15 protein-coding genes and 1 pseudogene are annotated in these 14,292 nt (G+C 73.1%); 8 read left to right on the top strand and 8 right to left on the bottom strand.

Translation table 11 applies throughout. The annotated features are described in order from the left end of the window. Nucleotides 1-166, top strand: a 166-nt coding sequence (locus ACLF5H_RS30140) for a DUF6214 family protein (RefSeq protein ID WP_421679163.1), incomplete at its 5' end; no start/stop codon positions are given. An 18-nt stretch (nt 167-184) separates the two neighbouring features. On the opposite strand, the gene ACLF5H_RS30135 is transcribed toward ACLF5H_RS30140, so the two are convergent. From ACLF5H_RS30135 to ACLF5H_RS30120, 4 genes and pseudogenes are all read right to left on the bottom strand, one after another. Beyond that, a complete protein-coding gene (locus tag ACLF5H_RS30135) occupies nt 185-853 on the bottom strand; it encodes a TetR/AcrR family transcriptional regulator (protein WP_421679142.1) in 669 nt (222 codons plus the stop codon). A 210-nt stretch (nt 854-1,063) separates the two neighbouring features. Next, nucleotides 1,064-1,285 (bottom strand): annotated as a pseudogene (locus tag ACLF5H_RS30130) (HAD family hydrolase); the annotation flags it as partial. A 107-nt stretch (nt 1,286-1,392) separates the two neighbouring features. Beyond that, the gene (locus ACLF5H_RS30125; RefSeq protein WP_421679141.1) at nt 1,393-2,328 is read right to left on the bottom strand and encodes a M56 family metallopeptidase; all 936 of its coding nucleotides are present in this window, start codon (nt 2,326-2,328) and stop codon (nt 1,393-1,395) included. Nucleotides 2,329-2,431: 103 nt separating this feature from the next. Then, nucleotides 2,432-3,397 (bottom strand): Lrp/AsnC family transcriptional regulator, encoded by a 966-nt coding sequence (locus tag ACLF5H_RS30120; protein ID WP_421679140.1) that lies wholly within the window; start codon nt 3,395-3,397, stop codon nt 2,432-2,434. 130 nt (nt 3,398-3,527) lie between these two features. Here ACLF5H_RS30120 and ACLF5H_RS30115 point away from each other — a divergent pair, with 130 nt between their 5' ends. Next, nucleotides 3,528-4,964: an FAD-dependent monooxygenase gene (locus ACLF5H_RS30115; protein ID WP_421679139.1), complete on the top strand. Its 1,437-nt coding sequence runs from the start codon at nt 3,528-3,530 to the stop codon at nt 4,962-4,964. 78 nt (nt 4,965-5,042) lie between these two features. Here the strand turns inward: ACLF5H_RS30115 and ACLF5H_RS30110 are convergent, their stop codons facing one another. Beyond that, nucleotides 5,043-5,672 carry a PASTA domain-containing protein gene (locus tag ACLF5H_RS30110; protein ID WP_421679138.1) on the bottom strand — a complete coding sequence of 210 codons (630 nt, stop codon included), beginning with the start codon at nt 5,670-5,672 and terminating at the stop codon, nt 5,043-5,045. A 78-nt stretch (nt 5,673-5,750) separates the two neighbouring features. Next, nucleotides 5,751-6,329, bottom strand: coding sequence for a DUF5134 domain-containing protein (locus tag ACLF5H_RS30105; RefSeq protein WP_421679137.1), 579 nt, complete (start codon nt 6,327-6,329; stop codon nt 5,751-5,753). Between the two features lie 203 nt (nt 6,330-6,532). Between ACLF5H_RS30105 and ACLF5H_RS30100 the strand changes: the two genes are divergently transcribed. Both ACLF5H_RS30100 and ACLF5H_RS30095 read left to right on the top strand, forming a co-directional pair. After that, nucleotides 6,533-8,203, top strand: coding sequence for an FUSC family protein (locus ACLF5H_RS30100; RefSeq protein WP_421679136.1), 1,671 nt, complete (start codon nt 6,533-6,535; stop codon nt 8,201-8,203). Further along, nucleotides 8,200-8,778, top strand: a complete 579-nt coding sequence (locus ACLF5H_RS30095) for a MarR family winged helix-turn-helix transcriptional regulator (protein WP_421679135.1) — start codon at nt 8,200-8,202, stop codon at nt 8,776-8,778. Before ACLF5H_RS30100 ends, ACLF5H_RS30095 begins: the two co-directional genes overlap by 4 nt. A gap of 70 nt (nt 8,779-8,848) precedes the next feature. Here the strand turns inward: ACLF5H_RS30095 and ACLF5H_RS30090 are convergent, their stop codons facing one another. After that, nucleotides 8,849-9,241, bottom strand: coding sequence for a VOC family protein (locus tag ACLF5H_RS30090; protein ID WP_421679134.1), 393 nt, complete (start codon nt 9,239-9,241; stop codon nt 8,849-8,851). Nucleotides 9,242-9,314: 73 nt separating this feature from the next. Here ACLF5H_RS30090 and ACLF5H_RS30085 point away from each other — a divergent pair, with 73 nt between their 5' ends. Continuing rightward, entirely contained in the window at nt 9,315-9,857 is a 543-nt protein-coding gene (locus ACLF5H_RS30085) for a GNAT family N-acetyltransferase (protein WP_421679133.1), read from the top strand. Nucleotides 9,858-9,907: 50 nt separating this feature from the next. Here the strand turns inward: ACLF5H_RS30085 and ACLF5H_RS30080 are convergent, their stop codons facing one another. After that, nucleotides 9,908-10,591 carry a glycerophosphodiester phosphodiesterase gene (locus ACLF5H_RS30080; RefSeq protein WP_085562929.1) on the bottom strand — a complete coding sequence of 228 codons (684 nt, stop codon included), beginning with the start codon at nt 10,589-10,591 and terminating at the stop codon, nt 9,908-9,910. Nucleotides 10,592-10,983: 392 nt separating this feature from the next. Here ACLF5H_RS30080 and ACLF5H_RS30075 point away from each other — a divergent pair, with 392 nt between their 5' ends. Genes ACLF5H_RS30075 through ACLF5H_RS30065 form a run of 3 tightly spaced genes read left to right on the top strand, consistent with a single transcriptional unit; the run spans nt 10,984 to nt 14,260 of the window. Beyond that, nucleotides 10,984-12,381, top strand: a complete 1,398-nt coding sequence (locus tag ACLF5H_RS30075) for a DUF6421 family protein (protein WP_421679132.1) — start codon at nt 10,984-10,986, stop codon at nt 12,379-12,381. A gap of 47 nt (nt 12,382-12,428) precedes the next feature. After that, the gene (locus ACLF5H_RS30070; RefSeq protein WP_421679131.1) at nt 12,429-13,193 is read left to right on the top strand and encodes an SDR family NAD(P)-dependent oxidoreductase; all 765 of its coding nucleotides are present in this window, start codon (nt 12,429-12,431) and stop codon (nt 13,191-13,193) included. Next, the gene (locus tag ACLF5H_RS30065) at nt 13,190-14,260 is read left to right on the top strand and encodes a threonine aldolase family protein (RefSeq protein ID WP_421679130.1); all 1,071 of its coding nucleotides are present in this window, start codon (nt 13,190-13,192) and stop codon (nt 14,258-14,260) included. The genes ACLF5H_RS30070 and ACLF5H_RS30065 overlap by 4 nt, the downstream gene beginning before the upstream one ends. Nucleotides 14,261-14,292 lie beyond the last annotated feature (32 nt).

Genomic DNA, 14,292 nt, shown 5'->3' with positions numbered 1-14,292 from the left:
GGGCCGGCTGCTGCTCGCCCGGGAGTACCGCGCGGCACAGCAGGCGGGCGCCGACCCGGTGCTCGCCGTGATGCGGGCGACCGGACACGGCCGCCGCCGCTGCCTCGGCCTGATCGCCCGAGCCAGGGACGCGGGCCTGCTGACCCCGAGGCACGCCCGCCGATAGGCGGTCCGCCCGCGTCCGCTACGACCCCGCCGGGCGCTCCCCGGTCGCGAAGAACCGCGACAGATCGCGCTCGGCGGCCCGGCACCCGGCGTCCCGCTCCGGCGGCACCCCCAGTTCCCAGTCGAGCCCGTAGCGCTGGAACAGCTCGGCACGCAGCGCCGGGACGGGCATGGGCACGCCCGGGACCAGGGCCGCGTACACCGCGCCCATCAGCTGGGCCCGCAGCATCGGATAGTCGGCCGTCACATCCGCGGAGCCGTACCGGGCGACGGTGTCGCCGAGCAGCTCCGACAGCCGCCGCTGCTCCGGGCACGCCACGAAGCCCTCGGCCTGGAGCAGCCCCGCCATGTGCTGGCGCATCAGCACCGGCCGGTCGCGGGCCAGCCCCAGGATCGCGTCGACGGCACGGGCCAGCCGCTCCCGGCCGTCCTCGCTGCGCGGCTCCCGCTCCAGCGCCTCCTCCAGCGTGCGGTGCATCAGCCGGTGCACGGCGGACTGCACGAGCTGCCGCTTGCCCGGGAAGTAGTACGACACCAGACCGCGGGCGGAACCGGCGCGGTCCGCGATGTCGCCGAGCGTCGTGGCCTCGAAGCCCCGCTCGTCCACCAGTTCCACGGCGGCCTGGAGCAGCCGCTCCCGGGAACGCCTTCGCAACTCTTCATTGACCGAGGCGCTGCGCGGGGACATGCTGGACTCCTGCGTTGACTGGCTGCCAGCCAACTATACTCAACGCAGCCGGAACCCACGGGTCCGGTTTCGAGCCGCCGGCTGCCGGGGTGACGCGGGGGATCACCCCGGCGGACGGTGCGCTCCCGTCGGACGCCGGGGAACCGGTCGGGGAACGGTCAGACCGGTTCCGAGGCGAGGCCCGGGACCGGGTCGAGAGCCGGCGGCAGCGCGTCGGGGATCGGCACCGAGCGCCGCGCAGGCGACCGGGAACAGCCGGGGGTCCGGCTTCTGCACCCCGTGCTCGTACGCCAGCGCATACGCGTCCACGAACGGGTCGGGGCCGTGCGCGCGAAAGACCGGACGCGGGTCCCAGCCGATGTCGCTGACCACCGCCACGCCGATCCCGCGCTCGCGCAGGGCGCGCAGCACCTGCCGGGCGTCCGGGCAGCGGCACCAGCCGGGACATGCCCGTGTACGCCGCCCGGCAGTCACGTAACGGACTCTATCCGGGCTGCTCGCAAGGGAGTTGAGCCTGCTCGGGGTCGGGCGGGCCGGGGTCAGCCCAGCGCCCGCAGCCCCGGCACCAGGGTCAGCAGGACCGGGAGCGCCGGGACCAGCGCGGCGACGGCCGTGAGTCGCAGCCGGTGCAGGGCGGGGAGTCGGCCGGGTGGGGTGAGCAGCCGGTCCACCCGCTGTGGCACATGCGCCCCGGGGGTCGGGCTGGGTCCGAACACGCCGCGTTCCTCGTTGAGTTCGACCAGGGCGAGCGCGGTCGTCAGCCGGCCGAAGCGCCGGGAGGCCGTGTCGTCGGCGGCCAGCTCCACCAGCCGGTGCATCTCGTCCCGGAACGCGGCGAACACCGGCACCTGGGGGAACCCGTCCGCGAGCGCGGCCGAGCAGTGCAGCAGCCAGTCGTGCCGCGCCCGCGCGTGCCCCTTCTCATGGGCCAGCAGCGCGTCCAGCTGACGCTCCTTCAGACGGCCCAACGCGGCGGTGGTGACGACCAGTCGGGGCGTCGCACCGGCCAGCCACCAGGCGTCGGGGCGCCTGTCCTCCAGCACCACCAGCCGCCCCGCTCCCGGCTCCTCACCGGGCAACAGCGGTGCGCGCAGGAGGAGTCCGGCCCGCTGCGCCCGCCGTCGCGCCCCGGATCGTACGACCTCCCGCACCAGCATGGCCGCGCTCCACAGCCCGGCGCAGGCCAGCAGTACGGCGGTGGTGGCCGCCCAGGGGCTCGCGGTGCCGAGGGCGTACGCGTCCACGACCGCGCGCGGCGCCCGCGCGAACACCTGCCCGCGCACCGGCGCCCAGGCCGCGGCGGCGCTCAGCGTCATCGACAGCGCGCAGCACAGCAGCACGGCCGCCACGACGCACTGCCACGCCCACAGCGCGACGACCGGTTCACGGTCCGGCCAGTCGGCGCGGGCCAGCAGCCGCGGACCGAGGACGGCGGTGAGAACGCCGAGCAGTAAAAGGGCCACCGGGACCATCATGGGCAGCACCCTATGAGCGCGGGGCCGCCCGGCGGTACGGTCCGTCACCCCGAAGTGACGCAGACAACGCGGCCCGGCCGCCCGTCCCGTCGTACCGCTGCGGCTATATCCGGTTGGCCGCCTGCTTGACGGTCCTGATCACCGGCGCCGACTCCAGATGGGTGATGGCCGGGAGCGCGGCGATGCGCGTGGTCAGGTACCGGTACAGCTCCCGTTGGTTCGCGCAGACCACGCTCGCGTACAAGTTGGTCGGGCCGGTCGTGGCCGCGGCGAACGCGATCTCCGGGTGTCCGGCCAGCGCCCGACCTGCCTCCTCCAGATGGGCGGGGGCGACCGAGAGCCAGAGCAAGGTCCGGGCGTTCCAGCCGAACACCCGCCAGTCGACGTCGAGGTCCAGATAGAGCACGCCGCGCTCGCGCAGCTCCGTCATCCGGCGCCGGACCGTCGTCGGTGACCAGCCGGTCGCCGCGGCCAGCCGCTCGAACCCGGCCCGGCCGTCGGTGGCGAGCAGGGCGAGGAGCTTGCGGTCACCGTCGTCCAGCCGTACCGGTCCCGGTCGGTGCGGCACCGGCGGCGGGCGCAGTCGCTCGACCGCCGCCGCGTCCAGCCACCCGAGTTTTCCGACCAGGTTGTCCGGGCCGCCGTAGAAGGCGTGCAGCACGGAGTGCGCGGTCACGCCCTCCACGCGCGGGGTGCGGGGGAGTTTGGCCAGCAGCAGTGCCTCGCTGTCCGCCTCGCTCTCGGTCCGGACCACGCAAGTGATCTCGGTGCCACCGGAGTTGAGGCTCACCCAGGAGGTGTCGGGGCGTCCGGCCAGCGCCTCGGCGACCGGCAGCGACGCGGCGGGCGCACAGCGCACCCGCAGGAACCACAGGACGGCGCCCAGCGCGGTGGGGTCGAACCCGCCGAGCACCCGTACCGCTCCGGCCGACCGTAATCGGGCGTAGCGGCGGGCGACGGTGCGATCCGAGACGCCGAGCACCTCGGCGATCGCGCTGAACGGCGCACGGCCGTCGATCTGCAGGGCGTGCACGAGCCGACGGTCCAGCTCGTCGTAGTCGGATTCCACCGGTTCAAGGCTAGCCGGTGTCGGACATCGGCGTGATCGGTCCGGTTCCTGGTCCGGGCTCCTCGACCGGCGCAGCGTTGCCCCTGTCCCGCTCGCCACTGACGGGACCGACACAGACGAAGGAGAGCCCGTGGACACCGATGTGCTCATCGTCGGCGCCGGACCGACCGGCATGACACTGGCCAACGAGCTGCTGCTGGCCGGGGTTTCGACCGTGCTGGTCGACCGGCTCGCGCGGCGCAGCGAGCTGTCCAGGGCGGGCGGCGTGCAGTCCCGCACCCTGGAGGCGCTCGACCAGCGAGGGCTGTTAGAGCCCCTGCTGGCCACCGGAGAACACCCCGTCACCACCGGCCACTTCGCCGGTATCCCGCTCCCGCTCCAGGCCGAACGGCACTGTCTGCCCTGGCGGTCCGTGCCGCAGGTGGTGATCGAGGAGTTCTTCGAGCGGCATCTCGCCGCGCACGGACTGCGCGCCCGCAGGGGCCGTGAACTGGTCGGCCTCGCCCAGGACGACGACGGGGTCACCGCCGCCTTCGCCGACGGCACCGCCCTGCGCTCCCGCTACCTCGTCGCGGCCGACGGCGCCCACAGCACCGTACGGTCGCTGCTGCGGGCCGAATTCCCCGGTGAGCCCGGTACGTTGACGATCGTCGCCGCCGATGTGCGGCTGGGCGGCGCCGAGACGGCCGCCTCGCACACCTGGAGCGAGGACGGGCACTGGGTGGCACTGTTCCCGCTCGGCACCGATCCGCAGGGCAGGCGGCTGCGGCGGCTGGTCCTCGGCGGGCCGGGCCGGTCGCTGCCGAGGGAGGTCCCGGTCACCGAGGACGAGATTCGCGACGGTCTGCGCACCGTGTTCGGAACGCGGGTCGAGCTGCTCGAACTGCGCTACGCCCGTCGTATCACCAATGCCTCGCGGCAGGTCGAGCAGTACCGGCACGGGCGGGTGTTCCTGGCGGGCGACGCCGCCCATGTCCATCTCCCGCTCGGCGCGCAGGGCATGAACACCGGGATGCAGGACGCCTTCAACCTCGGCTGGAAGCTCGGCGCCGCCGTGCACGGCTGGGCGCCGGGGGGCCTGCTCGACACGTACCACGCGGAACGGCATCCGGCCGGGGCCGCCGTATTGCGCAACGTCCGGGCGCAGAGCCTGCTGATGGACTGGGCCGGCACCCGCGATCCGGAGGTGCTGGCCGCCCGGGAGATCTTCACGGCCATGGCTCGACTCCCCGAGGCCCAGGGCTATCTCGGCGATCTGATGTCGGGGATGGCCGTCCGCTACCCGATGCCCGGCACCGCGTCCCATCCGCTCGTCGGCCGTCCCGCACCGGACCTGGACCTGGGTCCGGCCCGGGTGCACGAACTGCTGCGGGCCGGGCGCGGTGTCCTGCTGGACCCGGACGACGGCTTCGCCGAGGTCGCCGGCCCCTGGTCGGACCGGGTGGACCGGGCGGGCAAGGGCGCAGGCGTCGAGCCGATGCTCGTCCGGCCGGACGGCTATGTGTGCTGGGCGGGCGCGGACGACCCGGGAGCGGCGCTCCGCCACTGGTTCGGCGCGCCCCGCTGAGCGGTCCGGCGCCCTCCGCGGACGCCGAGGCGACGCCCCGCCCCCGCTCCGGCGGGCGGCGGGGTGTCGCCGCTCCGCCTACGGGCAGCTCTCGCCGAACTTGACCGCGGTGAACGTGACCGGCTGTCCGCGCAGCGCGCTGCCCGCGGCGGGTGTCTGCGCGCACACCTGCCAGTTGCTCTCCACCAGGACCCAACGGCCGTCGGTGGAAGCGTCCTTGACCGTGAGCGACGTGCCCGAGGCCAGGGCCGCGCGTGCCGCCTTCACGGACTTGCCCCTGAAGTCGGGCATCTTGCCGCCCCGGACGGACGGCGCCTTCCGGTCCGTCCCGGGGCAGGACTCCGCGAGCTTCACCGCGCCGAAGTCCAGCGTCGTGCGCGGCGGCACCGACCTGCCCGCGGCCACGTTCTGGGAGCACACCTTCCAGTTCCGGTCGAGGGCCTGCATACGGTCACGGCCGAGCGCGTCATGCGACGTGAGCGAGAAGAAGCCGTCGGCCTGCGCGGCGTCCTGCGCGGACTGGAGGCCCATCCCGACGAAGTTCCGCACGGCCCTCGGCGCCGCGTTCGCCGACGTGCCGCCCTTGGTGGCGGAACCACCGGGCGCCGTCGAGGAGTTGCCGCCACCGGACCGGTTGCCGGTCGGCTGGCAGGCGGTCAGCCCGACCGCGGCACAGAGCAGGGCGGCGCTGATGATGCGGGTCCGCACGAATCCCCCCCGGGTGAAACGGATACCGGCCGGACACGTCAGACCATGCGTGAAGAAGACGTGAATGCCCGGCACGCGTCACATCGTCATCAGCATCGCCACCATCCCGATCGCCATCGACAGCCGGCACGCGCGGGCCAGTTCCGGGCGGTCGCCCCAGCGGGCGGGCGGCGGGGGCCCGCCGACGGCGACGGCGGCCGGGACCAGGCGGGCGCCGGACAGCAGTACGTAGCCCGTGAAGTAGAGGAGCAGGACGCCGGTCACCGCGGGGACCCCGGTGCCGCCGTGCATGCCCTCCATGGACATGCCCGCCATGGAGTGGGCGGCGGGCGGGGCCACGGCCATCGCGGCCGCCATGTAGGCCATCGCCCCGGCGCCCACCAGGTGGTGCAGATGATGCCGGTCGCGGCGCGCGGCCCACAGGGCGCGCAGCGCGGCCAGGCCGAAGACGGCCGCGTACCCCGGCCAGGCCCAGCCCGGCGGGGTGAACGCCGCCGCGGGCACCGCCATCGCGGCCATCCCGAAGCCCATCAGCGCCTCACCACCGGCGGACCTGCGCTGCTCCTCGACGGCGCTGCGCATCCGCAGCAGACAGTAGGCCCCGGTCGCCGCGCACAGCGCGACCAGCGACCAGGCGGCCGACACGGGTCCGTGCACGGGTACCTCCCCCGCTCGACGGTCGGTCGAGGGATGCGATGCCCAGTCGGGGCGGGGCGCATGCGGGCGCAGGGGGGTGCACGGGAGCGCCGACGGGGGCACGGCGGGCGGGCACGGGAGAGCGTCGCGCCCGGCACGGGGGTGTGACGGGACAGTCACCACGGCATATGTTTTACAGATAAAACACATGCTAAATTCGATGAATGAGCAGCGCGACCCGTCACCGCCTTCCCCTCGCCGGAACACTCCGCCTGGGCCGCCCCTCGGACATCTGGTTCAAGCCCGCCCTGAGCGTGGTCGCCGCGGTCACCCCGCCCAACCTGATCCTGCTGGGGCTCGGCCGCCTCGACCTGGCCATGTACACGATGGCCGGATCGCTGTGCGCCCTCTACGGCCACAACCGGCCCTACGCCGCACGGGCGCGGGCCCTGGCCTGGGTGGTGCTCGGCATGGTCGCCGGTGTCGCCGTCGCCCTGGTCACGGCCTCGCTCACCTCCGACGCCGTGATCCTCGTGACCGTCGGCGCCGTGCTCGCGGCGATCCAGAAGGGCGTCTGCGACGCCACCCGGATCGGCCCGCCGGCCAATGTGATCTTCACCTTCATCAGCTCCGCCTCCCTGTTCGCACCCCAGACCCTCGGCCAGGTGCCGGGCCACCTCGGGCTCGCCCTCGCGGCCGGTGCCTGGTCCTGGCTGGTCGGCATGGCCCCCGGACTGGTCCGCCCGCACGGCCCCGAGCGCCGGGCCACCGCCGGGGCCCTGAACGCCACCGCCGCCTACGCCGACACCCGCGGCACCGGCGAGGGACACGCCCCCGCCCGCGCCGCGAGCGCCGCCGCCATCCACGCCGCCTGGCAGTCGCTGCTCGCCGTCGGCGACCGCACCGACGCCACCCGGCGCGCCCTGGAACGCCTGCTCGTCCGGGCCGAGGTCGCCCTCGCCGCCCCCGCCCCCGCCGACACCGACCCGGCACGGCTGCGCGCCTGGGCCCGCGAGCTGCGCGGCCCGCGCCGCGCCCTCAGCCTCGACATCCCCGGCGAGCACGCCGACGACCTGCTCGGCCTGGACATCGAGCTGGCCCTGCCGCGCCCCTCGCTGCGCCACCGCCTCGCGCCGCTCGCCCCCCTCGCCGCCCGCACCGCGATCGGCTGCGCCCTCGCCGGGTACGCCTCCCTGGCCCTCGGCGTCGGCCGCCCCTACTGGGCCCTGGTCACCGCGGCCTCCCTCTACCAGGCCAACGTCACCCTCACCTGGCACCGGGGCGTCCAGCGCGTCGTCGGCAACGTCCTCGGCGTCCTCGCCTTCGCCGCCCTCGCCCCGCTCGCCCATCTCGACGCGGTGGCCCTGGTGCTGTGCTGCGTCGCCCTGAACTTCGGCGCGGAAGCGCTGATGGGCCGCAACTACTGGCTCGGCAGCATCTGCGTCACCCCGATGGCCCTGCTCATCACCGAGTTCGCCCGCAGCCAGGACTCCACCGCGCTGATGACCGACCGGGTCGTGGACACCCTCGTCGGCGCGCTGGTCGGCTTCGTCGCGGCCGTCGCCGTCACCAACCGGCGCGCAGGAGACCGCCTGGAACACGCGCTGACCGAGGCGGAACGCGCCCGCGAGAACGCCGCCCGGCTGCTCGCCGAGGCGCACCCGCAACCCCGTGCCCTGGACGGCGCCCGCCGCGGGCTCGCCACCGCCCTGGTGGACCTGCGCGCCACCGCCGACGCGGCGGCCGGCGAATGGTGGCAGCGCGCCCTGCCCGAGGACCGGGTCGTGCTCGCCGAACAGGCCGGACACCGTACGCTCGCGGCGACGGTACGACGCCAGGGGCTCGCGCCGCGCCAGCACGACCCGGGTACGACGACGGAGGACATACGGCCATGACGGCGACGAACGGCACACCGGCAGCCGGGGACGCGAGCGGCACGTCAGCGCGGCGCGAGGCGTCCACGGCCGACACGGTCGCCGCGGTCGTACGGCAGTGGCGGGCCGTCCATCCCGAGCTGGACACCGGGCCGATGGAGGTCATCGGGCGCATCAACAGGTGCGCGGCGCTGCTCCAGCAGGCCGAGGACGCGCCGCTGCGCCGGGCCGGGCTCAGCCGCCCCGAGTTCGACCTGCTCGGCGCGCTGCGCCGCACCGGGCACGAGCTGACGCCGGGCGAGCTGGCCAGAGAGACGTTCTCCTCCGGGGCCGCGGTCACCAAGCGGATCAAGCAGCTGACCGAGCGGGGGCTGGTCGAACGCCGCGGCGACACCCGGGACCGCAGGGTGGCCCATGTCCGTCTCACCGACGCCGGGCGCGATCTGGTCGACGGGGTCCTGCCCGACCAGCTCGCGTACGAGACCGCGGTGCTCTCGGTGCTGGCGCCGACCGGGCGCGACGATCTGGCCGGTCTGCTGGCGGAGCTGCTCAGCCGCCTGGAGGGCCGGATGGGCGCGCTGCGGGCCGGGGGATGAGACCGCGGGGGCGGGCCCCCGCGATCCCGACAGGACCCGGAAGAGAAGCCCTGGAAAGCCCTGGAAAGCCCTAGACCCCCGCCCGATACCGCAGCGGATGGTCCCCCGGCACCTCCACCAGGACGATCCGGGTGCCGTCCGGATCCGCGAGCCACATCTCGATCAGCCCCCACGGCTCCTTCACCGGCGGCCGGGTGATCTCGACGCCCTTCGCCCGGAGTTCGTCGTACGCCGCCGTCACGTCCTCGACCTGCATCCACAGCGCCACGGCGGGCGAGGGCGGCTCCGTGGCGCGGCCCGAGACCTCCAGGAAGCCGCCGCCGAGGAAGTACACCGTCCCCCGCTCGGGGCCCGTACCGAACTCGCGGTAGACGGGCAGGCCCAGCCGTTCGCCGTAGAAGGCGCGGCTGCGCTCGGGGTCGGTGGGTCGCAGAAGTGTCCGGCTGCTGAGCACATGCACCATGCCCGCGCAGCCTAGTGGCACAGTTACCCTCGTCCCAGGCCCAGCCACGCCCGAGATTCGGAGAACCGCCCCCATGCACAGCGCCGCCACCCCCGGTCTCACCTTCCGAGACGCGACCGACGCCGATGTCGACGCGCTGGTCGTGCTGATCGAGTCGGCGTACCGCGGCGATGCCAGCCGGGCCGGGTGGACCACGGAGGCGGACATCCTGGAGGGGCAGCGCACCGACCCCGAGGGCGTCCGCGCGGTGATCAAGTCGGCGGACAGCCGGCTGCTCACGGTCGAGCGCGACGGCCTCGTCGTCGCCTGCTGCCAGCTCGAACACCGCGGCGACCACGCCTACTTCGGCATGTTCGCGGTCAGCCCCACCCTCCAGGGCGAGGGCCTCGGCAAGACCGTGATCGCCGAGGCCGAGCGGCAGGCCCGTGCGGCATGGGGCATCAGCGAGATGCACATGACCGTGATCTCCGTACGCGAGGACCTGATCGCCTGGTACGAGCGCCGCGGCTACCGCCGTACGGGACAGATGTCCCCGTTCCCGTACGGCGACGAGCGCTTCGGCATCCCGCAGCGCGCCGACCTCCAGTTCGAGCTGCTGGTCAAGAAGCTCGGCTGAAGCGGCCGAGGCAACGGCGGCGGCCGAAGGGGCGGGGCGTCCCGCGCGGCCTACGCCGTGAACCGTCCCGTGCGCTTGATCTCCGGGAAGTCCGTGGTCGCGCCGTCGAGTTCGAGCGCGCGGACCAGCCGCAGCTGCTCCTGTGTGTTGACCGTCCAGCCGATGATCCGCAACCCGGCCGCGCGCGCGTGCTCCACGGTCTCCAGGGTGATCCGGCGGATGTCCAGGCACAGGGTCGGCGCGCCCACCGCGACCGCGCGCTCGACCACCTCGGGGCCGTAGCGCCCGGCGATCAGCGCGGTGCGCACCCCGGGCACCAGCCGGGCGATCTCGGCGACCGCCTCGTCGTGGAACGAGGACACCTCCACCCGCGCGACCAGATCCCGCTCCAGCATCACCCGCGCCAGCTCCCGGGCCGCCGCCACGTCCTTGATCTCGGCCTGGAGCGGCGTGCCCACCGCGTCCAGGACCTCCTCGAACACCGGCACCCGCTCCCCGCGCCCCGCGTCCAGCGCGCGCAGCTCGGAGAGGGTCTTCTCGGCGATCGGTCCCGACCCGTCGGTCGTGCGGTCCACCTCGGCGTCGTGCATGACGACCAGGGCGCCGTCCTTGCTGAGGTGCAGATCCAGTTCGATCAGGTCGAGGCCGGCCCGCTGCGCGGCGACGAAGGAGCGAAGGGTGTTCTCGGGCTCCACACCCATGACCCCGCGGTGACCGATGGTAAGGAAGTTCAAGGTTCGACTCGCTTCCGTCGACGGCGGCTCGGCACGCGCGGCGACGGGCGGACGCCGTCGTCCGTGCGGGCAGGTCGCAGCCTAACGGCCCCGACCCGGGATGAACCCGCATGCGCGCGGACGATCTGGACGCGCCCCGGGCGGTGACTGGCTGCCACCCCGTTGCGGCATCACCCACGCGTGGGCGAGTCCCCGCGCGCTTGACAGGCCGGATCCCGCCCCTCGCGGCCCCTCGGACCGACGGTCGAAAGTGAGCATCATCACGCCTACGGCAGGAAAAATGTCGGTGACCATGTCTCTGAACAGAAAAATCTCCTGCGCTGACTCTTGATGGGGGGAACAGGGTATGCATACGGTGTCCATACGCGAGGTTCTCCCGTGGAGGATGGAAAATGACGGAAATTCTTGTGCAGTCGGGTCCGGAGGGACAGGTTTCTTCGCAGGCCAGGGTGGTTGAGCACCCCGCCTGGCCCGCGCTCAAGGATGCCGTGGAGCAGATTCGGCCATGGCAGTCGGCGGACGGCTCGATCGACTTCGACGCCGAGGGCGCGCCCGCCAAGGCCGACGCGGAGGCCGCCGTACGCCGTGTCGCCGAAGCCGTCGAGCAGCTCTCGCCGCTCCTGCCGTACGACGCCGCCTACCACGAGGCCGTGGTGAAGGATCTGCGCCGCTGGGCCGAGGGCGGCTTCGAGGTGCCGGACTTCCTGGACTCCCTGCTGGTCTTCCACCCCGCGGCACAGCGCGCGGACGGCCTCCAGCACCTCGTCGTCTTCCCGATGTACACGCAGAACGGCAACCTGGACCGCAATCTGGAGGCGGTCGTGCTGCGCATGGTCTGGCCCGAGTGGCTGGCCGAGCTGGAGCGCACCCGGTACGACAACCCGCTGTTCTGCGGCATCACGTTCGAGGACTTCACCTCGGGCTACGACACCAACTCGGCCGTCCTCTTCCCGGAGACCATCGCCGTCCGCGAGGCGCCGGAACGTTTCTCCTGGGGTGGCATCTTCTGCGACCGCGAGGCCGCGCGCTTCCGCCGGGTCACCGACGCCGCCGTCGGCATCCTGGGCCTTGAGCTGCCCGAGGACATCGCCGCGATGGTCCACGACCAGAAGCGCTGCGAAGAGGCGTTCGTGCTCTGGGACATGGTCCACGACCGCACCCACAGCCACGGCGACCTGCCGTTCGACCCGTTCATGATCAAGCAGCGCCAGCCGTTCTGGATGTACGGCCTGGAGGAGCTGCGCTGTGACCTCACCGCCTTCAAGGAGGCCGTGAAGCTCGAGGCGGACGGCGTCCCGCAGGCCCGTGACGTGCAGTACGCGGTGCTCTTCGACCGCATGTTCCGCTTCCCCGTCACCGGCGACCGGGTGCGCAACTACGACGGCCTCGGCGGCCAGCTGCTCTTCGCCTACCTGCACAAGCACGACGTCGTGCGCTGGACGGACAACAAGCTGTCCATCGACTGGGAGCGCGCCCCAAAGGTCACCAACCAGCTGTGCGCCGACATAGAGCAGCTGTACCGGGACGGCATCGACCGCCCCAAGCTCGTGCACTGGTTCGCCGGATACCAGCTGGTGTCCGAGTACCTGGCCCCGCACCCCGGCTCCAAGTGGGCCAAGGGCCCGGACGCCCTCGACCTGACGCTGCCGCCGCGCAAGCTGGTCGACGACGTGCTCCCGGACGAGTTTCCGCTGAGCATGTTCTTTGAAGCCCTGTCCAAGAAGCTGAAGAATGTGATCGCCTCCACCAAGGGCATCACGGCGGACGACGCCGAGCGGCTCGCCGCGTGACGGACGGCGCACCGTCCACACACATCACTGCTGCAGAGGGGAAGATCATGGGGAACGGGTCGAACGGGGCGCTCAGCGGTGCGGTGATCGCGGTGGCCGGCGCGGGCGGACCCGCCGGCCAGGCGACGCTGCTGCGCCTGGCCGAGGCCGGGGCGACCGTCGTCGGAGCGGACAACGACCCGCAGCGGCTGTCGGAGGCCGTGGACGCGGCCCGCTACGCCTCCGGCGGTGCCACCGTCACGGGGGACACCGTGGACCTCCTCGACCTCCAGTCCACCCGGGAGTGGGCCGAGCACATCGAGAAGGACTTCGGGCGCGTCGACGGCCTGGTGCACCTGGTCGGCGGCTGGCGCGGCAGCGAGACCTTCACCAAGACCAGCCTCGACGACTGGGACTTCCTGGAGCTGCTGCTGGTGCGCACCGTGCAGCACACCTCGCTCGCCTTCCACGAGGCCCTCCAGCGCAGCGACCGCGGCCGCTACGTGCTGATCAGCGCGTCCGGCGCGACCAAGCCCACCGCGGGCAACGCCGCCTACTCCGCGGCCAAGGCCGCCGCCGAGGCGTGGACGCTGGCCATGGGGGACTACTTCCGCAAGGCGGGCAAGGCGGCGGGCGCCGAGGGCCCGACCTCCGCGGCTACCATCCTGGTGGTCAAGGCGCTGGTGCACGACGCGATGCGCGCCGAACGCCCCAACGCGAAGTTCGCGGGCTTCACGGACGTCAAGGACCTGGCCGAGGCCATCGAGGGCGTCTGGAGCAAGTCCGCCGCCGAGTTGAACGGAAACCGTCTGTGGCTGACCGAGAAGCCGTGAACCCTCCCAGGACCGACGCGCGTCGCCATCACGACCCGGAGGTCCGCGGTTTCGCCAGTGACAACTACGCCGGGGCGCACCCCGAGGTGATGGCCGCCCTGGCCCTGGCCAACGGCGGCCACCAGGTCGCCTACGGCGAGGACCAGTACACCGAGAACCTCCAGCGGATCATCCGCAGCCACTTCGGCGCCACCGCGGAGGCCTTCCCGGTCTTCAACGGAACCGGCGCGAACGTGGTCGCGCTCCAGGCGGTCACCGACCGCTGGGGCGCGGTGATCTGCGCCGAGAGCGCGCACATCAACGTGGACGAGGGCGGGGCGCCCGAGCGGATGGGCGGGCTCAAGCTGCTCACCGTGGCCACGCCGGACGGCAAGCTCACCCCCGAGCTGATCGACCGGCAGGCCTGGGGCTTCGAGGACGAGCACCGGGCGATGCCGCAGGTCGTCTCGATCACCCAGTCCACCGAGCTGGGCACGCTCTACACGCCCGAGGAGATCCGCGCGATCTGCGAGCACGCCCACGCGCACGGCATGAGGGTGCACCTGGACGGCTCCCGGATAGCCAACGCGGCCGCCTCCCTGGACGTGCCGATGCGCACGTTCACCAGCGCGGTCGGCGTCGACATCCTCTCGCTCGGCGGGACCAAGAACGGCGCCGTGTTCGGCGAGGCGGTCGTGGTCCTCAACCAGGACGCGGTGCGCCGGATGAAGCATCTGCGCAAGCTGTCCATGCAGCTCGCCTCCAAGATGCGCTTCGTCTCGGTGCAGTTGGAGGCCCTGCTGGCCAAGGACCTGTGGCTGCGCAACGCCCGGCACGCCAACGAGATGGCCCAGCGGCTCGCCGAGGGCGTGCGCGCGGTGCACGGGGTGGAGATCCTCTACCCCGTGCAGGCCAACGGCGTCTTCGCCCAGCTCCCGCACGACGTGAGCGAGCGGCTGCAGAAGCGCTTCCGCTTCTACTTCTGGGACGAGGCCGCGGGCACGGTGCGCTGGATGTGCTCCTTCGACACCACGGAGGAGGACGTCGACACCTTCGTGGCGGCGGTCAAGGAGGAGATGGCGCGCTGAACCAGGCGCCATGGAGCGCCCTGTAATCTCCC

It is taken from the genome of Streptomyces sp. LaBMicrA B280, from assembly GCF_049222185.1.
In the GTDB taxonomy this organism is placed as follows: Bacteria; Actinomycetota; Actinomycetes; order Streptomycetales; family Streptomycetaceae; genus Streptomyces; species Streptomyces murinus.
The sequence above is the reverse complement of the archived record's forward strand: the minus strand, read 5'-3'. Positions and strand labels throughout refer to the sequence as shown.